General features: G+C 33.8%; 30 protein-coding genes. 28 read left to right on the forward strand and 2 right to left on the reverse strand.

What is annotated here, in order from left to right; genetic code table 11:
* Positions 1–342 precede the first annotated feature (342 nt).
* Positions 343–1,572 (forward strand): hypothetical protein, encoded by a 1,230-nt coding sequence (locus AC2A1C_RS12545; protein ID WP_484026097.1) that lies wholly within the window; start codon positions 343–345, stop codon positions 1,570–1,572.
* A gap of 73 nt (positions 1,573–1,645) precedes the next feature.
* Here AC2A1C_RS12545 and AC2A1C_RS12550 read toward each other — a convergent pair whose 3' ends face one another.
* Positions 1,646–4,141: a hypothetical protein gene (locus tag AC2A1C_RS12550; protein ID WP_484026099.1), complete on the reverse strand. Its 2,496-nt coding sequence runs from the start codon at positions 4,139–4,141 to the stop codon at positions 1,646–1,648.
* A gap of 3 nt (positions 4,142–4,144) precedes the next feature.
* Positions 4,145–5,116 carry a hypothetical protein gene (locus AC2A1C_RS12555; protein ID WP_484026100.1) on the reverse strand — a complete coding sequence of 324 codons (972 nt, stop codon included), beginning with the start codon at positions 5,114–5,116 and terminating at the stop codon, positions 4,145–4,147.
* Between the two features lie 137 nt (positions 5,117–5,253).
* Here AC2A1C_RS12555 and AC2A1C_RS12560 point away from each other — a divergent pair, with 137 nt between their 5' ends.
* The 27 genes from AC2A1C_RS12560 to rpsD all read left to right on the forward strand — a co-directional run bounded on the left by AC2A1C_RS12560 (position 5,254) and on the right by rpsD (position 18,357).
* Positions 5,254–5,781 (forward strand): hypothetical protein, encoded by a 528-nt coding sequence (locus AC2A1C_RS12560; RefSeq protein WP_484026102.1) that lies wholly within the window; start codon positions 5,254–5,256, stop codon positions 5,779–5,781.
* A gap of 236 nt (positions 5,782–6,017) precedes the next feature.
* Entirely contained in the window at positions 6,018–6,644 is a 627-nt protein-coding gene (gene rplC, locus AC2A1C_RS12565; RefSeq protein WP_484026103.1) for a 50S ribosomal protein L3, read from the forward strand.
* Positions 6,635–7,264, forward strand: a complete 630-nt coding sequence (gene rplD, locus AC2A1C_RS12570; RefSeq protein ID WP_484026104.1) for a 50S ribosomal protein L4 — start codon at positions 6,635–6,637, stop codon at positions 7,262–7,264. Before rplC ends, rplD begins: the two co-directional genes overlap by 10 nt.
* Before the next feature lie 3 nt (positions 7,265–7,267).
* The gene (gene rplW / locus AC2A1C_RS12575; protein ID WP_484026105.1) at positions 7,268–7,558 is read left to right on the forward strand and encodes a 50S ribosomal protein L23; all 291 of its coding nucleotides are present in this window, start codon (positions 7,268–7,270) and stop codon (positions 7,556–7,558) included.
* Between the two features lie 22 nt (positions 7,559–7,580).
* Complete coding sequence (gene rplB / locus AC2A1C_RS12580; protein WP_484026107.1) at positions 7,581–8,402, forward strand: 50S ribosomal protein L2; 822 nt, start codon at positions 7,581–7,583, stop codon at positions 8,400–8,402.
* Positions 8,403–8,404: 2 nt separating this feature from the next.
* On the forward strand, positions 8,405–8,683 hold the full coding sequence (gene rpsS / locus AC2A1C_RS12585; protein ID WP_002983209.1) for a 30S ribosomal protein S19: 279 nt from the start codon (positions 8,405–8,407) through the stop codon (positions 8,681–8,683).
* Between the two features lie 2 nt (positions 8,684–8,685).
* Complete coding sequence (gene rplV, locus AC2A1C_RS12590) at positions 8,686–9,084, forward strand: 50S ribosomal protein L22 (protein WP_050020604.1); 399 nt, start codon at positions 8,686–8,688, stop codon at positions 9,082–9,084.
* Positions 9,085–9,091: 7 nt separating this feature from the next.
* Positions 9,092–9,832 (forward strand): 30S ribosomal protein S3, encoded by a 741-nt coding sequence (gene rpsC, locus AC2A1C_RS12595; RefSeq protein WP_484026109.1) that lies wholly within the window; start codon positions 9,092–9,094, stop codon positions 9,830–9,832.
* Positions 9,833–9,929: 97 nt separating this feature from the next.
* On the forward strand, positions 9,930–10,355 hold the full coding sequence (gene rplP / locus AC2A1C_RS12600) for a 50S ribosomal protein L16 (protein ID WP_484026110.1): 426 nt from the start codon (positions 9,930–9,932) through the stop codon (positions 10,353–10,355).
* 12 nt (positions 10,356–10,367) lie between these two features.
* Positions 10,368–10,553 (forward strand): 50S ribosomal protein L29, encoded by a 186-nt coding sequence (rpmC, locus tag AC2A1C_RS12605; protein ID WP_484026111.1) that lies wholly within the window; start codon positions 10,368–10,370, stop codon positions 10,551–10,553.
* Positions 10,554–10,565: 12 nt separating this feature from the next.
* A complete protein-coding gene (gene rpsQ, locus AC2A1C_RS12610; protein WP_002661338.1) occupies positions 10,566–10,820 on the forward strand; it encodes a 30S ribosomal protein S17 in 255 nt (84 codons plus the stop codon).
* Entirely contained in the window at positions 10,820–11,188 is a 369-nt protein-coding gene (gene rplN / locus AC2A1C_RS12615; RefSeq protein ID WP_327610434.1) for a 50S ribosomal protein L14, read from the forward strand. Before rpsQ ends, rplN begins: the two co-directional genes overlap by 1 nt.
* Positions 11,189–11,208: 20 nt before the next feature.
* The gene (gene rplX, locus AC2A1C_RS12620; RefSeq protein WP_484026112.1) at positions 11,209–11,529 is read left to right on the forward strand and encodes a 50S ribosomal protein L24; all 321 of its coding nucleotides are present in this window, start codon (positions 11,209–11,211) and stop codon (positions 11,527–11,529) included.
* A gap of 10 nt (positions 11,530–11,539) precedes the next feature.
* Positions 11,540–12,091, forward strand: a complete 552-nt coding sequence (gene rplE / locus AC2A1C_RS12625) for a 50S ribosomal protein L5 (protein WP_484026113.1) — start codon at positions 11,540–11,542, stop codon at positions 12,089–12,091.
* Positions 12,092–12,094: 3 nt separating this feature from the next.
* Positions 12,095–12,364: a 30S ribosomal protein S14 gene (gene rpsN, locus AC2A1C_RS12630; protein ID WP_419868960.1), complete on the forward strand. Its 270-nt coding sequence runs from the start codon at positions 12,095–12,097 to the stop codon at positions 12,362–12,364.
* Between the two features lie 149 nt (positions 12,365–12,513).
* A complete protein-coding gene (gene rpsH, locus AC2A1C_RS12635; protein WP_484026115.1) occupies positions 12,514–12,912 on the forward strand; it encodes a 30S ribosomal protein S8 in 399 nt (132 codons plus the stop codon).
* A gap of 17 nt (positions 12,913–12,929) precedes the next feature.
* On the forward strand, positions 12,930–13,475 hold the full coding sequence (rplF, locus tag AC2A1C_RS12640; protein WP_484026116.1) for a 50S ribosomal protein L6: 546 nt from the start codon (positions 12,930–12,932) through the stop codon (positions 13,473–13,475).
* Between the two features lie 14 nt (positions 13,476–13,489).
* Complete coding sequence (gene rplR / locus AC2A1C_RS12645) at positions 13,490–13,843, forward strand: 50S ribosomal protein L18 (protein ID WP_484026117.1); 354 nt, start codon at positions 13,490–13,492, stop codon at positions 13,841–13,843.
* Between the two features lie 20 nt (positions 13,844–13,863).
* Complete coding sequence (gene rpsE / locus AC2A1C_RS12650; protein ID WP_047401284.1) at positions 13,864–14,385, forward strand: 30S ribosomal protein S5; 522 nt, start codon at positions 13,864–13,866, stop codon at positions 14,383–14,385.
* 10 nt (positions 14,386–14,395) lie between these two features.
* On the forward strand, positions 14,396–14,572 hold the full coding sequence (gene rpmD / locus AC2A1C_RS12655) for a 50S ribosomal protein L30 (RefSeq protein WP_484026119.1): 177 nt from the start codon (positions 14,396–14,398) through the stop codon (positions 14,570–14,572).
* Positions 14,573–14,655: 83 nt separating this feature from the next.
* Positions 14,656–15,105 carry a 50S ribosomal protein L15 gene (gene rplO / locus AC2A1C_RS12660; RefSeq protein WP_484026121.1) on the forward strand — a complete coding sequence of 150 codons (450 nt, stop codon included), beginning with the start codon at positions 14,656–14,658 and terminating at the stop codon, positions 15,103–15,105.
* Between the two features lie 10 nt (positions 15,106–15,115).
* Positions 15,116–16,495, forward strand: a complete 1,380-nt coding sequence (gene secY / locus AC2A1C_RS12665; protein WP_484026123.1) for a preprotein translocase subunit SecY — start codon at positions 15,116–15,118, stop codon at positions 16,493–16,495.
* Positions 16,496–16,503: 8 nt separating this feature from the next.
* Positions 16,504–16,719, forward strand: a complete 216-nt coding sequence (gene infA, locus AC2A1C_RS12670; RefSeq protein WP_095072756.1) for a translation initiation factor IF-1 — start codon at positions 16,504–16,506, stop codon at positions 16,717–16,719.
* 105 nt (positions 16,720–16,824) lie between these two features.
* Positions 16,825–16,941, forward strand: a complete 117-nt coding sequence (rpmJ, locus tag AC2A1C_RS12675) for a 50S ribosomal protein L36 (RefSeq protein ID WP_007839480.1) — start codon at positions 16,825–16,827, stop codon at positions 16,939–16,941.
* 9 nt (positions 16,942–16,950) lie between these two features.
* The gene (gene rpsM / locus AC2A1C_RS12680; protein WP_484026125.1) at positions 16,951–17,328 is read left to right on the forward strand and encodes a 30S ribosomal protein S13; all 378 of its coding nucleotides are present in this window, start codon (positions 16,951–16,953) and stop codon (positions 17,326–17,328) included.
* A 12-nt stretch (positions 17,329–17,340) separates the two neighbouring features.
* Positions 17,341–17,730 carry a 30S ribosomal protein S11 gene (gene rpsK, locus AC2A1C_RS12685; RefSeq protein ID WP_484026127.1) on the forward strand — a complete coding sequence of 130 codons (390 nt, stop codon included), beginning with the start codon at positions 17,341–17,343 and terminating at the stop codon, positions 17,728–17,730.
* Positions 17,731–17,748: 18 nt separating this feature from the next.
* Positions 17,749–18,357, forward strand: coding sequence for a 30S ribosomal protein S4 (gene rpsD, locus AC2A1C_RS12690; RefSeq protein ID WP_484026129.1), 609 nt, complete (start codon positions 17,749–17,751; stop codon positions 18,355–18,357).
* Positions 18,358–18,385 lie beyond the last annotated feature (28 nt).

An 18,385-nucleotide genomic window follows, 5' to 3' on the forward strand; every position in this document is an offset into this window, starting at 1 on the left:
TATTTTGTTTTAGGAAATTTTTTCTTTTTAGGTTTTATCTATTTGAAATATTCAATGTTTTAAAATTATCTTTAAATTATCTTCAGTGTATTTTTTGTTGAAAAAAATATTTTATTTTTAAAATTATTCTATAAATATTAAAATTTAATGTATAATTTGTGTAAATTGAATTTTACATGTATTTTCGCGCGAATATTTTTCTGAAAGAAAATGAAAAGGAAGAGATTACTCATAATAGCAGCTTTGCCCCTTTTTTTATATAATTTTTCAGAATTTAATTTTTATCTACTATAAGTAGATTAGCATAAGTAATGCTAAAATAATTTACAAAAACATATTTTTATGAAAAAAAGTTTGCTAAACTTAAATGTGGTGGCATTTATTGTCATACCCATTATCTCTTATTCGCAAGTTGGGATTAATACAGATGCACCTTCAGCTACTCTTGACATTGTAACAAAATCATCGGAAACAAAATCTTTAGAAGTCAATAATACCTCAGGTATAGAAACTTTTACTGTTTTGGAAAATGGAAGTATCGGAGTTGGAGATGCATCTCCTACAGTTCCTATTCATTTCAATTTAAATAGTACACCTGCTATTACGGCAAAAAGTGTTGGATCTCAGATGTATGATGTTACAGGTTTTATTTCTGATCAAATTGTACAAAACGCTACTACTAATGCAAATAATGCACAGAGTTTATTCCAAAGTACTTTTTCATATACAGGTACTTCAAAGAACAATAGTGTGTTGGCAATAAACGCAATATCCAGATCTCCGGCTTTGAATAGTTATTCCGGTACTTTTGCTCTTACTGCAGTATCAGAAAACAGAAATTCTAGTAATGGTACAGTATCAGCAATTAATATTTTAAGTAGATCTGCTGCAAATATTGGAACACTTACAGGTGGGATTGCAGGTTTTTCTAATGATTCTGGAGCTGCGAATTTTGCATCGGGATTGCTTATTAGAAATTCTAACTCGGCGAATATTTCCAATTATAGAGGTATAGACCTGAGCAATATTATAAATACAGGTACTATAACCAATACAACGGGTATTTTTATCGGATCTTTAACAGCCGGAACGCAAACCTCAAAGTATTCCATTCAATCTACTGATGCGAATGCAGGAATGTGGCATAGAGGAAAATTGAGTTTGACTCCATTGGTTGATCCTAATTCTACAACTACACAATTTACTACTTCTTCCATGGCTGTAGCAATAGATCCTGATAGTGCTGTTCCAACAATCGGTCTCGGCTCGTTTCAAAATACTATAGTAATGGGAGACGCATTTGTTACTACTAATTCTACATATATGTTGCCTAATCCTAGTACAGCCAAAGGAAGGTTGTATACAATTATTGTGACAAGTACACTGTCTCCGGTTACTTTAAGTGTGAATGGAGGTGCAAGCATTTTTCATATAAATGCTTTTGGCGAGTATACAGGTGATGTTTCTTATGATTTGCAAAAGGGTAGTAGAACATATATTTCTGATGGTTTTAATTGGTATGTTACGGCAAGTACTACAGAAAAAAATATTGATGGATTTTCTTCAAATTAAATAAATTAAAATAAAATCCCGATTTTCAAAATCTTGAAAATCGGGATTTTTTATTTCTTACTATTTTTAAGGGTTATTTATTCATAAAATAGCTAAAATAAGAACAACTTCCCATCAGACTTTTTGCAGTTTGTGTTTGAGCATAATTTTTCTTTAGCTCCGTGAAATACGTTCTGTATTTTTCATTTTTTGTTCTATCCCAAAGATTCTGTCTGTTTTTTTCTTTTTCAGAATAGTTAGCATCGCTCCAATCCAAAGAATCATCGGTGGTATTTTCCCATTGGTAGTATTTTCCTTGTTCCGCACTTGCCATTTGGAAAAGTATTCTGGCTTTTTGTTCTTTATCTTTAGCTGTATTTAAAGCCTTTTGATAATAAATGATAGCCAGATCAAAATTATCAGGTTCTATATAGCTGTTACTTCCAAAATCTTTGTAATAATAATGATACGGATTAGAATTTTCATTCCAAAAGTGAAACTTAGGACCATTAGAATTATCAATATCCATCACAAAAATTTCACGGAAATATCCTAAAATAGAAGTATTGTAAAGTAGATTACCGATTAACTGATTGGCTTTTGCGGCTTTTTCGTTATTGCCTTCCCCTATTTTTTTCAACTGAATTAAGACGTTTGCTAATTCCAGCTTGTTCATTTTTGGTTTTATGAAAGGGAATAATGAAGTGTTTTCAGGCTTCATGCTTTCTTCGGGTTTGCTTTCAAAACTTTCCCAAACGTTATGCCCGAAAACTAATTCCGAAATATTATTAAAACCATTGTAATTATTTTTAAAATCATAAGGTTTTTCAGTTTGTGTAGCCTCGTCCCAGTAAGTAGTGGCAGATCTTGGTATTCCTGTAAAATTTTGAGCTTTTTCATAATAGGTTTTGGCTTTTTCAAAATCAGCTAAACGCATGGCTCTGTCTCCGTAAATTACATTGAAAAAAGAATCTACGTCTCCTACATTATTCAGGTTTTTAGCGATCAATTTTTCAAAAGAATTTTTATTGGTTTTACGATAAAAATCTTCTACACTTTTCACCAAAGCAGAGTTTGGGCTGTATTGCAGATCAGATAAAGTATTATTCATCAGAAATGACTTTCCGTCTTCACCTTGCAGAAAATACCGATTGGCAAGAATATCAAAAATAAAATCTTTGGTAGTTGGGTAGGTTTCCCAGTCGTATTTGCCTCTCTGTTTATCATTAGCAAAGAAATCACCGTATTTTTTCATCATTTCTTCTTCAAAGGCGGAAGTGATTTTAGGTTGGGAAACAATATCATTCAGCATTTTCAGCTTTTCAATTTCGGAAAGATAGTCTTTATCAGAAGTTTTGATCTGAGATAAAATAAGTTGGCTTCCTTTATAATCTTTGTTTAAAAATTTTACATACGCATTGCTTATTTGCCAAAAACTATCTTTTCTGTTTTGACTTACTTTTTCCAAAAACGCTCCTAATTCTTTTGCATAGTCTTTCGATTGCTCTTCTGAATCTATACTTTGAGAAAAAATAGGCAGGCGTTTCTCTTTTTTGTCACAATCTTTATTGCAATAGAGATAAATGGGCAGATAATTACGTTCCAAATCATTGATTGCTCTTGCTGTTAATACTTTCAAAATTTCAGAATCGGCATCATTGGCATACATTTTTTGCATCTGAGGAAGCGGATTGCTGTAATCATTGTAAGCTAAAAGAAAATACGCCATGTTTTTTTCTTCCAGTGTTTTTATTTTTGAAAGCAACTTATTGAAATCTTTTTCTTCCGCCAAAAACATAGAACAATAGGCACTTTCTTTTTTGTTTCGACTATGCATAAAAACTTGGAAAAAATTCCAGTTGGCTTCGTCTTTCATGTTCAGTCCTCTTTGTGCGCCGGCTTTTTGGTCAAGAGCGTACCAATAAATTGGAGTATCTGCTTTCACAGGCGTTACAAATTTGTCAAAACTTTGAATGGCTTCTTTGTAGTGCTTTGTATAATGATTGAAACGGACTAACTGATAAGCATATCTTAGCTTAATTTCCGGATTTTTTGTGGCGGTGTATAGCGAAGTAAGTGCAGAAACTGTTTTGGCATAATTCATTGAAGAAGCACTTTTCAGCGTAATTGGATGGTCATAGTCATTATTTTTATAAACAGTTTCGTCACTAAATCTCATATATGGCTCCAAATATTTTGCTTCTATAAGATAATCTATCCCTTCTTTATAATTGGAGTAAAAATCTTTGCTCGTTTTTTTGAATAAATCATGGCTTACAATTCCTTTCTTTAAATTATTGAGATGTTTGATGTCGATAATTTTTACCAAAGCATTGATTTCATCGTAATTTAGCTGATTTTTAAAATACTTTTGCCATGCTTCTATATTTTCGTCGGGAATATCTCTCTTTTCGCTATCTCCGTAAAAAGCATTGGAATAGGTAAGTAGAAAAGGTTCATACTCTTTATTATGAATTATTTCCTGAGTGAAAAGTCCAAAATATTCAAAATCCGGATCGTACCAAGCACAAGCTTTGGAATTTTGAAACCCGAAAAATAAAATGGAAGCTGAAAGGATGATTTTTTTCATCGATTAAAATTTTTGGTTTTTAACAAAATTACTATCTAATTGATAATATACAATACTATAATGATGTATTTTTTTATCTAAAAAATCAACAACATCATTAAGTTGATGATTAGAAATTTCTTCTACCTTTATTCTGAAGCCTTTATTTAGATAGTTGCCAAAATAGAATCCGTCTTTTAGAATTTCTACTTCATTTTCTGAAATCTTTTTAAAATTCGGGTTATTTAAGTCTTGTTGGGAAATAGCATTGATGAGTTTGTGTCTTCCAAGATGATTGGTGATAATTCCCCAAGAATAAATCGGAAGAGCAACATCTATTTTTTTGATGGGGTATTTATCAATTTCAGAAAGATAATTTTTTAATGTTCTAACATCTAAAATAGAGTTTTTATCTGAATTTTCTAAAGGTGAAGAAGTAGAGTAGCACATCAAATATACTTTTTCTACTGGTGGAATTCCTGTTTCAGTTTTATCTTTTACCTGATGGAGACGGAGCGTGCAGGTGATTTCCTTTCCTGAAATCTTTTTTAATTCTTTCAAAAATTTAAAATAATCATCTTTTGTTCCGGATGTCCAGTCGCAATCAATTTGTATTTCATTCTTGGTTTTCAGATGGAGTTCTGAATTTTTTTTATTGATAAGATGATGAATGCTTTCTGCAAGAAACAGTATTTCGTTTTCGGAAATGCTCAGGAACGTTTGATTGGTTATAAAAACAGTCGGAACAATCTGCTTATTAGTTTGAAAACTATTGTCTTTTGTAATAACAGCAATCGACTGGAATTTCCCATTGATTTTATCAACATCGAAAAAGCGAGTATACAGATAGGGAACTGTTGTTTGCTGTAAAGCTCTGCCTTCTGTTTTATTTAAAGATAAGTTGGTTTTCCAGTAATAGAAAGTATAAGGATGTTCTTTTTCTTTATTGCAGGAAACAATAAGTAATATAAAAAATAAATTCAGTAAGTTTTTCATTATTTATTTGTCAAATGGACAAAAATACGATTGCTATTTAAAATTAATCAAAAATACCATTTTTATGGTATTCTTTCAAAAGAATATGGATTATAGTTTTGCATAAATTATTTTTAACAATTAAATATTTATACTTTATGAAAAACAAATTAAAAGGATTAGCAATCGGAATGTTTGCAGCTCTCACGATTGTTTCATGTAATAGAGCTGATGAAAATTCTTCACCAAAAAAAGAATTGGATAGAAGTAATATTACATCTTTAGGTTATAAAAAAAGTAAGGATTTTTCTACTAACAGAGGTGGGGGTGGAGTCGGATTTGCATTTGATCTTGGGAGAGCTTCAAAACACTGCAATGGTGGTTTTGGTATTTGTAGATTGGCTGCATTTTGGGTAGTTTTAATTTGGGATAAAACTGCAAACAAAGAAGAATATGCTTATACAGGTTTAATTACTACAAAAAATGATGATGAATCAAGATATGCTGCTTATATTACATTAGATAAACCATTAGGAGGAGAATTTGATACCACTTTTTATGTGGATGAAGATTTAGAATTGGATACTGAAAATGGCTTTTATGTTATTAAAGCAGGTGAATATTCTTTAAATAAAGAATTAGGTGAATTTGGAGGATATGAATTAGATGTTGATAAAATCAAATAGTCAAGAGAAACTAATCTATTCAAAAATAGGTAAGAAAATCTTCCAAGGAAACTTGGAAGATTTTTTAATTGCCTAAAAATCAAAATATTTTACAAGAAAATTTGTCAGTTTAAAAATTATCCATAAATTTGCACACTCATTTTAGGGGCGAAGTATGCCTATATCAAAAGTAGAAATTGCTTTAACCTCTTTAAAATGGTGATAAATAAAGGATAAATTTTATTATAATATAAACAATGTCAGGTATTATTGGTAAAAAAATCGGTATGACATCTTTGTTTAACGAAGAAGGAAAAAATATTCCTTGTACAGTTATTCAGGCTGGTCCATGTCCGGTTTTGCAAGTCAGAACCTTAGAAGTTGACGGTTATGTAGCTGTTCAATTGGGTTTCGATGACAAGAGTGAGAAGAACGTTGGTAAAGCGTTAGCTGGTCATTTCAAAAAGGCTGGTTCAACTCCGAAAGCTAAAGTGATGGAATTCAAAAATGAATTCGAACACGAAGTAAAAGTAGGGGATTTAGTGGAGGTAAACATGTTTGCAGAAGGTGAGTATGTAGATGTAACAGGTACTTCTAAAGGTAAAGGTTTCCAAGGTGTTGTTAAAAGACACGGATTTGGAGGTGTAATGCAGGCAACTCACGGACAGCACAACAGACTTAGAGCTCCAGGTTCTATCGGTGCTGGTTCAGACCCTTCAAGAGTATTCAAAGGGATGAGAATGGCTGGAAGAATGGGAGGTAAGCAGGTAACTGTACAAAACCTTCAAGTGTTAAAAGTGGATCAAGAACAAAATCTTTTAGTAGTAAAAGGTGCTGTTCCGGGAGCTAAAAATTCTTATGTAATTATCAAGAAATGGAACTAGTAGTATTAAATACATCAGGAAAAGAGACCGGAAGAAAAGTAACTCTAGACGAATCAGTATTCGGAATTGAGCCAAATCAGCACGCGGTTTACTTAGAAGTTAAACAGTATCTTGCTGCTCAAAGACAAGGTACTCATAAAGCAAAAGAAAGAAGCGAAATCACTGCTTCTACTAAAAAGCTTAAGAAGCAAAAAGGATCTGGTTCTGCTAGATACGGGGATATCAAATCTCCAGTTTTCAGAGGTGGAGGTAGAGTATTCGGACCAAAACCAAGAGACTACAGATTCAAATTAAATAAAGCTCTTAAGAGATTAGCTAAAAAATCTGTTTTATCTCAGAAATTAAGAGATAATAGCATCAAAGTTTTAGAAGATATGAGCCTTAATGCTCCTAAGACTAAAGATTTCATCAGTGTATTGAACGCATTGGAACTTAACGGTAAAAAATCTTTATTCGTTCTTCCTGAAGCTAATAAGAATGTATATTTATCTTCAAGAAACTTACCTAAAACTAAAGTAATGAACTTCAATGAAATCAGTTCTTATGATTTAGTAAATGCAGGTGAGATCGTATTCTTCGAAGGTGCAGTTGAAAAATTCCAGGAAAATTTAAAGAAATAAATCATGTCAGTTATTATTAAACCAGTAATTTCAGAAAAGGCTAATTACCTTACAGATTTAAGAGGTTCTTATTCTTTCTTAGTAGACACTAAGGCGAATAAAATCCAAATTAAAAAAGCTGTAGAAGCAGCTTACGGTGTAAAAGTAGCAGACGTAAATACAATGATTTATGCTCCTAAAGTTTCTGCTAAATATACAAAGAAAGGTCTTCAAGTAGGAAAGACGAACAAATTGAAAAAAGCGGTAATCAAACTTGCTGAAGGGGAGGTTATCGATATTTTTGCTGTAAATTAATTATCAATAATAAATAATAGTAATGTCTGTTAGAAAATTAAAACCTATCACCCCGGGACAGAGATTCAGAATTGTTAACAATTTTGAGGAAATTACTACTAACAAACCAGAGAAATCTCTTACAGTTGGTATTAAAAAGTCAGGTGGACGTAACCAAACAGGTAAAATGACCATGCGTTACACCGGAGGTGGACACAAAAAGAAATACAGAATTATTGACTTCAAAAGAAACAAAGCAAACGTTGAAGCAACTGTAAAATCTGTAGAATACGATCCAAACAGAACTGCATTTATCGCTTTATTAGAGTACGCAGATGGAGAGAAGAGATACATCATCGCTCCAAATGGTATCAAAGTAGATCAGAAAGTAGTTTCAGGAGACAGCGTAGAACCAAACGTAGGTAACGCAATGAAATTGAAAAATATTCCATTGGGTACTGTAATTTCTTGTGTTGAAATGAAGCCTGGTCAAGGTGCTATTTTAGCAAGAAGCGCTGGTTCTTCAGCTCAATTAACTTCAAGAGACGGAAAATATGCAATCATCAAATTGCCTTCAGGAGAATCAAGAATGATCCTTACTGAATGTATGGCAATGATTGGTTCAGTTTCTAACTCTGATCACCAATTAACTGTATCAGGTAAAGCTGGTAGAAGCAGATGGTTAGGTAGAAGACCAAGAACAAGAGCGGTAGTAATGAACCCGGTAGATCACCCAATGGGTGGTGGTGAAGGACGTTCTTCTGGAGGTCACCCAAGATCTAGAAATGGTAAACCGGCTAAAGGTTACAAAACTAGAAAGAAAAACAAAGTGTCTAACCGTTACATCGTATCTAAAAGAAAATAATTATGGCAAGATCACTTAAAAAAGGACCATTCATTCATCATACTTTAGATAAGAAGGTTCAGGCAAATATAGAGTCTGGTAAGAAGACAGTTATCAAAACTTGGTCTAGAGCATCTATGATCTCTCCGGACTTCGTAGGACAAACTATTGCTGTACACAACGGGAAATCTTTTATCCCTGTATATGTTACAGAAAACATGGTTGGTCACAAGTTAGGCGAATTTTCTCCAACAAGATCTTTCAGAGGTCATGGTGGTAACAAAAACAAAGGAAGCAGATAATCATGGGATCAAGAAAACAAGATAGCGCAATCGCAAGAAAAGAAGCTAACAAAGACGTTGTTAAAGCTTCATTAAACAACTGCCCATCTTCTCCAAGAAAAATGAGATTAGTTGCTGATATCATTAGAGGAGAGCAGGTAGATAAAGCACTTTATATCCTTAAATATTCTAAGAAAGAAGCATCTAACAAATTAGAAAAATTACTTCTTTCTGCTATTGCCAACTGGCAAGTGAAAAACGAAGGAGCTGACATTGAGGAAGCAAACCTTATCGTTAAAGAAATATTCGTGGATAGTGCAAGACAATTGAAGAGACTAAGACCAGCTCCGCAAGGTAGAGGGTATAGAATCAGAAAAAGATCTAACCACGTTACATTAATCTTAGGTAATAAAGAAAATTAATCAAGGTATGGGACAGAAGACAAATCCAATTGGTAACAGATTAGGTATCATCAGAGGATGGGATTCTAACTGGTTTGGTGGAAACGATTATGGAGACAGAATCGCTGAAGACTACAAAATCAGAAGATACCTTGAAGCGAGATTATCTAAAGGTGGTATTTCAAAAATTTATATTGAAAGAACTTTAAAATTAGTTACAGTTACTATTACTACTGCTAGACCGGGACTTATCATCGGTAAAGGAGGTCAGGAAGTTGATAAATTAAAAGAAGAGTTGAAAAAGATTACTGATAAAGATATCCAAATCAACATCTTTGAAATCAAAAGACCTGAACTAGATGCAGTTTTAGTTGCTGATAGTATTGCTAAGCAAATTGAAAACAGAATTTCTTACAGAAGAGCTGTTAAAATGGCAATGGCAAGTACAATGAGAATGGGTGCTGAAGGTATCAAAGTTCAAATCTCTGGTAGATTGAACGGTGCTGAAATGGCAAGAAGCGAATCTTTCAAAGAAGGAAGAATTCCATTGTCTACTTTCAGAGCAGATATCGATTATCATATTGCTGAAGCTCACACTACTTATGGTAGATTAGGTGTAAAAGTTTGGATTATGAAAGGTGAAGTTTACGGTAAAAGAGAACTTTCTCCTTTAGTAGGACAACAGAAAAAAGCACCTCAAGGTGGAGGTAGAGGAGATAGAGATAACAGAAGACCTAAGAGAAGCAACAATAACAACAATAATAATTAAAAATTTTAGATTAGAAATTTTGAATTTTAAATTACCGTTACTTTTTTAAAATAAAAAAATCTAAAATCTAAAATCTAAAATCTAAAATTTAGAAATTATGTTACAACCAAAAAGAACTAAGTTTCGTCGAGTTCACAAGATGAAGATGAAAGGTAATGCTAACAGAGGACATCAGTTGGCTTACGGAACTTTCGGAATCAAAGCGGTAGAAGGAGCTTGGATCACGGCAAGACAAATTGAAGCTGCGCGTATCGCTGCTACAAGATATATGAAAAGAGAAGGTCAACTATGGATCAAAATTTTCCCAGATAAGCCAATTACTAAAAAACCTGCCGAAGTAAGGATGGGTAAAGGTAAAGGTGCTGTGGAATATTGGGTAGCTGTAGTAAAACCAGGTAAAGTAATGTTCGAAATAGGAGGTGTTCCTTACGAAGTAGCAAAAGAAGCGTTAAGGCTTGCTGCACAAAAATTACCTGTAGTTACCAAATTTGTAGTTGCTAACGATTTTGTTAAACCTCAATAATCTTTGAATACAATGAAAAAAGCTGATATTAAAAATTTAAGCGCCGGAGATATTCAAAACAAATTGGCTGAAGCTAAAGCTGAATATACAAAAATGAAATTAGCTCACAGAATTAGCCCTATTGAAAATCCGATCCAAATCAGAGATTTGAGAAAAACGATCGCAAGATTAAATACAGAATTAACTAACAAACAATAATTTCATTTTACAATGGAAAGAAATTTAAGAAAAGAAAGAATTGGAGTTGTTTCCAGCAATAAAATGGAAAAAACCATTGTTGTTAGTGAAACGATGAGAATGAAACACCCGATGTACGGTAAATTCGTATTAAAAACGAAAAAATATACTGCACACGATGAAAACAACGAATGCAACGAAGGAGATACAGTTCTTATCCAAGAAACTAGACCTTTAAGCAAGAATAAAAGATGGAGATTAGTAAGAATCATTGAAAAAGCTAAGTAATGTTACAAACAGAATCAAGATTAAAAGTTGCTGATAACACAGGTGCTAAAGAAGTATTAGTTATCAGAGTTCTGGGAGGAACCAGAAGAAGATATGCTTCAGTTGGTGATAAAATCGTAGTTACTATCAAAGATTCTACACCATCAGGAAACGCTAAAAAAGGTCAGGTATCTAAAGCTGTAGTAGTAAGAACTAAAAAAGCAGTAAGAAGAAAGGATGGATCTTACATCTCTTTCGATGATAATGCTTGTGTATTGCTAAACGCAGCAGGAGAAATGAGAGGTACCCGTGTTTTCGGACCGGTTGCTCGTGAGTTGAGAGACAAAGAATATATGAAAATCATTTCATTAGCTCCTGAAGTACTTTAATTTTAAAATTTTAAGAAAAAATGACAAAAGTTAAAATAAAAAGAGGAGATAATGTAATCGTTACTACCGGTAAAAACAAAGGTAGTAAAGGTGAAGTTCTTGAAGTGATAAGAAAAGAAGGTAAAGATCCTAGAGTGGTTGTAGCTGGTGTTAATATTGTTAAAAAACACGTTAAGCCATCTGCTTCTAATCCTCAAGGAGGAATTGTAGAAAGAGAAGCTTCTCTACATATCTCTAATGTAGCACTTACCGATAAAAACGGTAAAGCTACAAAAGTTGGGTACAAAGTAGAAGGAGATAAAAAAGTAAGAGTAGCTAAAACTACTGGTGAAACCTTATAATTGAAACAATATGGAATATATAGCAAGACCCAAAAAAGCATATAAAGAAAAAATTGTTCCTGCAATGATGGAAGAATTTGGGTACAAATCTGTAATGCAAGTGCCTAAATTAGAAAAAATCGTTGTATCACAAGGTTTAGGTGATGCTACTGCAGACAAAAAAATCATTGATTATGCTGTAGAAGAATTAACTAACATCACTGGTCAAAAGGCTGTAGGTACTATCTCTAAGAAAGATGAAGCAGCTTTCAAACTAAGAAAAGGGATGCCAGTTGGTGCAAAAGTTACTTTAAGAGCTGACAGAATGTATGAATTCTTAGACAGACTTACTTCTTCTGCATTACCACGTATTAGAGATTTTTCTGGAATTAAAGCAGACGGATTCGATGGTAGAGGTAATTATAACTTAGGTATTACTGAGCAAATTATCTTCCCTGAAATCGTAATCGACAAAGTGAAAAAAATCCAAGGGATGGACATCACTTTCGTTACAACTGCGAAAACAGATAAAGAAGCTAAAGCATTATTAACTCACTTCGGTTTACCATTTAAAAAGAACTAAGAAATGGCTAAAGAATCAATGAAAGCGCGTGAGCGCAAAAGAGAAGCACTAGTTGCTAAATACGCTGACAAAAGAAAAGCTTTAAAAGAAGCGGGTGATTATGAAGCACTTCAAAAATTACCTAAAAATGCTTCTCCTGTAAGATTACACAACAGATGTAAATTGACAGGTAGACCAAGAGGATATATGAGAACTTTCGGTATTTCCAGAGTAACTTTCCGTGAAATGGCAAACCAAGGTCTTATCCCGGGAGTTAAAAAAGCCAGTTGGTAACAATTTAGAATAATCGAGGTAGAAAAGTTGATTATCAGATAAAAGAAAAAAGAGTAAAGAGTAAAGATGCAAATCTTGGCTCTTTGTTCTTAGCTCTTGTTTCTGTTTTCAAAACTAACTGCCATTAACCAATAATTTAAAATAGAAAAATGGTAACAGATCCAATTTCAGATTTCCTAACAAGAGTAAGGAACGCACAAAGCGCAGGCCACAAAGTGGTGGAAATTCCTGCATCGAAAATCAAAAAGGAGATTACTAAAATCTTGTTTGATCAAGGGTATATCTTAAACTACAAGTTTGAAGATAGCTCTGTTCAAGGAACGATTAAAATCGCTTTAAAGTATGACAAACAAACCAACAAACCTGCTATTAAGTCTATCCAAAGAGCTTCTAGACCAGGTTTGAGACAGTACAAAGGTTCTGCTGAACTTCCAAGAGTACTTAACGGTTTAGGTGTAGCTATTATCTCTACTTCTAAAGGAGTAATGACAGATAAAAAAGCTAGAGAAGAAAAAGTAGGCGGTGAAGTAATCTGCTATGTTTATTAATTTTTAATCAAAGGAAAATGTCAAGAATTGGTAAAGCAATTATAACAATTCCTTCAGGAGTTACAATCACTGAAAAAGATGGTGTTGTAACTGTAAAAGGTTCGAAAGGAGAACTTTCTCAAGAACTTACAGGAGGAATTACTTTAGAACAAAAAGATGGAGAGCTTACTATGAGCAGACCATCTGATTCTAAACAACACAAAGCGCTTCACGGTTTATATAGAGCGCTCATCAACAACATGGTTGTTGGTGTTTCAGAAGGTTTCGAAAAGAAACTAGAATTAGTAGGGGTAGGATACAGAGCTTCTCACTCAGGACAAAAACTTGAGTTGGCTTTAGGATTCTCTCACGGTATCGTATTAGAACTTCCAGGTGAAGTAAAAGTTGATACATTGACTGAAAAAGGTAAAAATCCAATTATTACTTTAACGTCTCACGACAAGCAACTTCTTGGAATGGTAACTGCAAAGATCCGTTCATTCAGAAAACCTGAGCCGTACAAAGGAAAAGGTGTAAGATTCGTTGGTGAAAATGTTAGACGTAAAGCTGGTAAATCTGCTTAATAAATTATAAGAAAATGGCATTAAGTAAATTAGAAAAAAGAAATAGAATAAAAAGAAGAGTAAGAGGGAAAATCTCTGGTTCTTCTGAATTGCCAAGATTATCTGTATATAAAAGTAATAAGGAAATTTACGCTCAGTTAATCGACGATAACAGTGGAAAAACTTTAGCTTCTGCTTCTTCAAGAGAGAAAGGTGTAGATGCTAAGGGTACAAAAACTGAGGTTTCTGCTGCTGTAGGTAAAGCTATCGCTGCTAAAGCTATCGCTGCAGGAATTGAAAGTATAGTGTTTGATAGAAACGGATTCGTATATCACGGTAGAGTAAAAGCTCTTGCTGATGGTGCGAGAGAAGGTGGACTTAAATTCTAATCATTAAAATTTCGGAAAATATGTTAGGACTAGATAATATAGAAAGAGTAAAACCGGGAGGATTAGAATTAAAAGATCGTCTCGTAGCTGTAAACAGAGTAACAAAAGTAACCAAAGGAGGTAGAGCTTTCGGATTTTCTGCTATCGTAGTAGTAGGTAATGAAGACGGTGTAATCGGTTACGGTTTAGGAAAATCTAAAGAGGTAGCTTCTGCTATTGCTAAGGCAGTAGAAGATGCTAAGAAAAACCTTGTAAAAGTTCCTGTAATGAATCACACCATTCCTCACCAGACTACTGCAAGATATGGTGGTGCAGATATCTTCTTAAGACCAGCTTCTCATGGTACCGGGCTAATTGCCGGTGGTGCAGTAAGAGCGGTATTGGAATCTGCAGGTATTCACGATATCCTTTCAAAATCTAAAGGATCTTCTAACCCTCACAACGTGGTGAAAGCTACTTTCAAAGCGTTATTGGATATCAGAAGACCAGAAGAAATCGCAAGAATGAGAGGAGTTTCTTTAAGTAAAGTGTTTAACGGTTAATATTAAAACAATGGCAACAATTAAAGTAAAGCAAGTAAGAAGCGCTATTGGAAGAACAAAAACCCAAAAGAGAACGCTTGAAGCATTAGGATTTAAGAAACTTCACCAAGTTGTAGAGCACGAAGCTACTCCTTCTATCTTAGGTATGATAGCTGCAGTGAGTCATTTAGTAGAAGTTCAGAAATAGACAATAGATAATGAGATAAGAGATTAGAGAAATTTCTCTTTAATCTCAAATCTCAATCTTTAAATCTCAAATCTTTATAAAAAATGAATTTAAATAACATAAAACCTGCTGCAGGATCTACACATAACTCTAAAAGAATTGGTAGAGGACAAGGTAGTGGTAAAGGAGGTACTTCAACAAAAGGGCATAAAGGTCAAAAATCAAGAGCTGGTTATTCTGAAAAAATCGGTTTCGAAGGAGGTCAAATGCCTTTACAAAGAAGATTACCTAAATTCGGTTTCAAAAACGTAAACAGAAAAGAGTTTAGAGCTATCAATCTGGATACTATCCAAACTTTAATAGAAAATAAATCCTTGACAGGAGATATTACTAAAGAAGTTTTAGTAGAAAATGGATTAGCTTCTAAAAACGAATTAGTGAAAGTTATGGGTAGAGGGGAATTGAAATCTGCGGTTTCAATCTCTGCGGATAAATTCACTAAATCTGCTGAAGAATTAATTTCTAAGGCAGGAGGAAAAGCAATTACTCTATAATATTTACTAAATGAAAGAATTTATACAAACACTTAAAAATATTTGGAGTCTTAAAGAACTTAGAGATAAAATTCTTTATACTCTTGGAATTATACTCGTGTATAGATTCGCATCTCATGTTTCTATTCCGGCGATTAACCTTGCTGAAGTAGGAGATCTATTAGAGCATTATAAAAATCAAGGCGGTAACAAGCAAGGAGCAGGTCTCCTTGGCTTGCTTTCGTCATTTACAGGGGGAGCTTTCAGTCATGCTTCTGTAATGGCGTTAGGTATTATGCCTTATATTTCTGCTTCTATTATTGTTCAGCTAATGGGGATGGCTATTCCTTATCTTCAGAAGCTTCAGAAAGATGGAGAGTCAGGTAGAAATACATTGAATCAAATTACAAGATGGTTAACTATCGGGGTTTGTTTAGTACAAGCACCTTCTTATTTAACATCTATTACTCAATTGTTTTTACCATATACTCAGTTTCAATCTGCATATTATGTAGAACCAAACTCTATCATGTTCTGGCTACCAAGTATTGTAATTTTGGTTGCAGGTTCGGTATTTGCGATGTGGTTAGGAGAAAAGATTACTGACAAAGGAATAGGAAATGGTATATCCATTCTTATCATGGTTGGTATCTTATCCAGATTGCCTGAAGCATTTATCCAAGAAGTTGCTGTACAGAATGGAAAAGAAGGAATGGGATCGATCATGATTCTTATTGAAATATTATTCTGGATGTTGGTTGTTCTTTTAGCAGTAGTATTATCTGTTGCTGTTAGAAAAATTCCTATTCAGTATGTTAGCAGAGCTCAAGCAAGAGGTGGTGTAAATAGAAACCTTATGCAGGGAGCAAGACAATGGATTCCATTAAAAGTTAATGCAGCTGGAGTTATGCCAATTATCTTTGCACAGGCATTGATGTTCGTACCTGGTTTATTAACGAAAGTAGATGAGTCCAATACTTTTCTTGCAGGTTTCAAAAACGTTTTTAGCTGGCAATATAATGTATTATTTGCCCTATTAATTATAATCTTTTCATTTTTCTATACTGCTATTACCATTCCGGTAAACCAAATGGCAGATGATTTAAAGAGAAATGGAGGCTTAGTACCAAAGGTAAGACCTGGAAAAGAAACAGCTGATTATCTGGATGATATTTTATCAAAAATAACTTTGCCGGGTGCAATATTTTTGTCTATCTTTGCAGTCCTTCCGGCGATAGTGCATGGAAGCTTTGTTCAGACGGATGCTTTTGCTCTATTTTTCGGAGGAACTTCACTGTTAATCATGGTTGGGGTTATTCTTGATACGGTTCAGCAAATTAATACATATCTTCTGAATCATCATTACGATGGCTTGATGCAATCCAAATTATCGAGAACATCAAACTATTAATAAGATAAATGGCAAAACAAAAACATATTGAACAAGATGGCGTGATTGTGGAAGCACTTTCTAACGCCATGTTTCGTGTAGAGCTGGAAAACGGTCATGTGCTTATTGCTCATATTTCCGGTAAAATGAGAATGCATTACATTAAACTTCTTCCCGGAGATAAGGTGAGATTGGAAATGTCTCCTTATGATCTTACAAAAGGAAGAATAACTTTTAGATATTAAAAGCAAACGTTTCTTTTAGAGACGTTTGCATTTTGAAATTATAAAATCATTTAAAATGAAATCGCAAGATTCCATTTGTCCTAAAGAAACATTAAAATAGAACAAATGAAAGTTAGAGCATCAATTAAAAAAAGAAGTGCTGATTGCAAAATTGTACGCAGAAAAGGTGTACTTTTCGTAATCAACAAGAAGAACCCAAAATTTAAACAAAGACAAGGCTAAAATTAAATTATGGCGAGAATTTCAGGTATTGATTTACCAAAAAACAAAAGAGGCGTTATCGGTTTAACTTACATCTACGGAATCGGAAGAAGCACTGCTTCTGAAATTCTTAAAGCTGCCGGTATCAGCGAAGACAAGAAAGTCAACGAATGGAATGACGATGAATTGGCTGCAATCAGAAATTACATCTCTGAAAACATTAAAGTAGAAGGAGAACTAAGATCTGAAGTGCAATTGAACATCAAAAGATTGATGGACATAGGATGCCAACGAGGAATACGTCACAGACTGGGATTACCTTTAAGAGGCCAAAGAACGAAAAATAATTCTAGAACCCGTAAAGGAAGAAGAAAAACTGTTGCTAACAAGAAAAAAGCAAGTAAATAATCGTTAGGAATTATGGCAAAACAAACAAAAGTAGTTAAAAAAAGAAAAGTAAAAGTAGAAGCTATTGGAGAAGCACATATCCAGGCATCTTTTAATAATATTATTATTTCTTTGACCAATAAAAACGGAGAGGTAATCTCTTGGGCTTCTGCCGGTAAAATGGGTTTCAGAGGTTCTAAAAAGAATACTCCTTTCGCCGCTCAAATGGCTGCTGAAAACTGCGCTGCAGTTGCACATGAAGCAGGACTCAGAAGAGTGAAGGTGTTCGTGAAAGGTCCAGGTGCAGGTAGAGAATCTGCAATCAGATCTATCCACAACTCAGGAATTGAAGTTAGTGAAATCGTTGATGTGACTCCAATGCCACACAACGGATGTAGACCACCAAAAAGAAGAAGAGTTTAATTTTTAGAAATTACCATTATGGCTAGATATATTGGACCTAAAACTAAGATTGCCAGAAAGTTTGGTGCTGCAATCTACGGAAGTGATAAAAACTTCGAAAAAAGAAAAAACCAACCACCAGGACAACACGGTCCTAACAAAAGAAGAGGAGCTAAGAAATCTGAATATGCAACTCAGCTTGCTGAAAAACAAAAAGCAAAATATACCTATGGTATTCTTGAAAGACAATTTGCTAATTTGTTTGATAAAGCACACAGAAGCAAAGGTGTAACAGGTGAAGTTCTTTTACAACTTTGTGAATCAAGATTGGACAATGTTGTTTTCAGATTTGGTTTTGCTAAAACAAGATCTGCTGCAAGACAATTGGTTTCTCACAGACACATCACTGTAAACGGTGAAATCGTAAACATTCCTTCTTATCTATTGAAAGCAGGAGATGTAATTGCTGTTAGAGAAAAGTCTAAATCTTTGGAAGTTGTAGCTGATGCTTTAGCTTCAAAATCAAATTACGAGTGGTTACAGTTCAATGACGAGAAAAAAGAAGGTACCTTCATTAATGCTCCTGAAAGAATCCAAATTCCGGAAGACATTAAGGAACAGCTTATCGTCGAACTTTACTCTAAATAATTTATTAATAAATTTTTGCTCAACCTAA

This window comes from Chryseobacterium sp. HNCC26DJ241, from assembly GCF_057180505.1.

Bases quoted from the DNA above. Each gene is read 5' to 3' on its own strand.
- infA (WP_095072756.1), top strand. From the start codon at position 16,504: ATGGCAAAACAAAAACATATTGAACAAGATGGCGTGATTGTGGAAGCA.
- rplE (WP_484026113.1), top strand. From the start codon at position 11,540: ATGGAATATATAGCAAGACCCAAAAAAGCATATAAAGAAAAAATTGTT.
- rplD (WP_484026104.1), top strand. From the start codon at position 6,635: ATGGAACTAGTAGTATTAAATACATCAGGAAAAGAGACCGGAAGAAAA.
- rpsE (WP_047401284.1), top strand. From the start codon at position 13,864: ATGTTAGGACTAGATAATATAGAAAGAGTAAAACCGGGAGGATTAGAA.
- AC2A1C_RS12555 (WP_484026100.1), bottom strand. From the start codon at position 5,116: ATGAAAAACTTACTGAATTTATTTTTTATATTACTTATTGTTTCCTGC.
- rpmC (WP_484026111.1), top strand. From the start codon at position 10,368: ATGAAAAAAGCTGATATTAAAAATTTAAGCGCCGGAGATATTCAAAAC.
- AC2A1C_RS12545 (WP_484026097.1), top strand. From the start codon at position 343: ATGAAAAAAAGTTTGCTAAACTTAAATGTGGTGGCATTTATTGTCATA.
- rpsN (WP_419868960.1), top strand. From the start codon at position 12,095: ATGGCTAAAGAATCAATGAAAGCGCGTGAGCGCAAAAGAGAAGCACTA.
- rpsM (WP_484026125.1), top strand. From the start codon at position 16,951: ATGGCGAGAATTTCAGGTATTGATTTACCAAAAAACAAAAGAGGCGTT.
- rpsD (WP_484026129.1), top strand. From the start codon at position 17,749: ATGGCTAGATATATTGGACCTAAAACTAAGATTGCCAGAAAGTTTGGT.
- rpmD (WP_484026119.1), top strand. From the start codon at position 14,396: ATGGCAACAATTAAAGTAAAGCAAGTAAGAAGCGCTATTGGAAGAACA.
- rplO (WP_484026121.1), top strand. From the start codon at position 14,656: ATGAATTTAAATAACATAAAACCTGCTGCAGGATCTACACATAACTCT.
- AC2A1C_RS12550 (WP_484026099.1), bottom strand. From the start codon at position 4,141: ATGAAAAAAATCATCCTTTCAGCTTCCATTTTATTTTTCGGGTTTCAA.
- secY (WP_484026123.1), top strand. From the start codon at position 15,116: ATGAAAGAATTTATACAAACACTTAAAAATATTTGGAGTCTTAAAGAA.
- rplN (WP_327610434.1), top strand. From the start codon at position 10,820: ATGTTACAAACAGAATCAAGATTAAAAGTTGCTGATAACACAGGTGCT.
- rplP (WP_484026110.1), top strand. From the start codon at position 9,930: ATGTTACAACCAAAAAGAACTAAGTTTCGTCGAGTTCACAAGATGAAG.
- rpsH (WP_484026115.1), top strand. From the start codon at position 12,514: ATGGTAACAGATCCAATTTCAGATTTCCTAACAAGAGTAAGGAACGCA.
- rpsK (WP_484026127.1), top strand. From the start codon at position 17,341: ATGGCAAAACAAACAAAAGTAGTTAAAAAAAGAAAAGTAAAAGTAGAA.
- rplX (WP_484026112.1), top strand. From the start codon at position 11,209: ATGACAAAAGTTAAAATAAAAAGAGGAGATAATGTAATCGTTACTACC.
- rplF (WP_484026116.1), top strand. From the start codon at position 12,930: ATGTCAAGAATTGGTAAAGCAATTATAACAATTCCTTCAGGAGTTACA.
- rpmJ (WP_007839480.1), top strand. From the start codon at position 16,825: ATGAAAGTTAGAGCATCAATTAAAAAAAGAAGTGCTGATTGCAAAATT.
- rplR (WP_484026117.1), top strand. From the start codon at position 13,490: ATGGCATTAAGTAAATTAGAAAAAAGAAATAGAATAAAAAGAAGAGTA.
- rplW (WP_484026105.1), top strand. From the start codon at position 7,268: ATGTCAGTTATTATTAAACCAGTAATTTCAGAAAAGGCTAATTACCTT.
- rplV (WP_050020604.1), top strand. From the start codon at position 8,686: ATGGGATCAAGAAAACAAGATAGCGCAATCGCAAGAAAAGAAGCTAAC.
- rplC (WP_484026103.1), top strand. From the start codon at position 6,018: ATGTCAGGTATTATTGGTAAAAAAATCGGTATGACATCTTTGTTTAAC.
- rpsC (WP_484026109.1), top strand. From the start codon at position 9,092: ATGGGACAGAAGACAAATCCAATTGGTAACAGATTAGGTATCATCAGA.
- rpsS (WP_002983209.1), top strand. From the start codon at position 8,405: ATGGCAAGATCACTTAAAAAAGGACCATTCATTCATCATACTTTAGAT.
- rpsQ (WP_002661338.1), top strand. From the start codon at position 10,566: ATGGAAAGAAATTTAAGAAAAGAAAGAATTGGAGTTGTTTCCAGCAAT.
- rplB (WP_484026107.1), top strand. From the start codon at position 7,581: ATGTCTGTTAGAAAATTAAAACCTATCACCCCGGGACAGAGATTCAGA.
- AC2A1C_RS12560 (WP_484026102.1), top strand. From the start codon at position 5,254: ATGAAAAACAAATTAAAAGGATTAGCAATCGGAATGTTTGCAGCTCTC.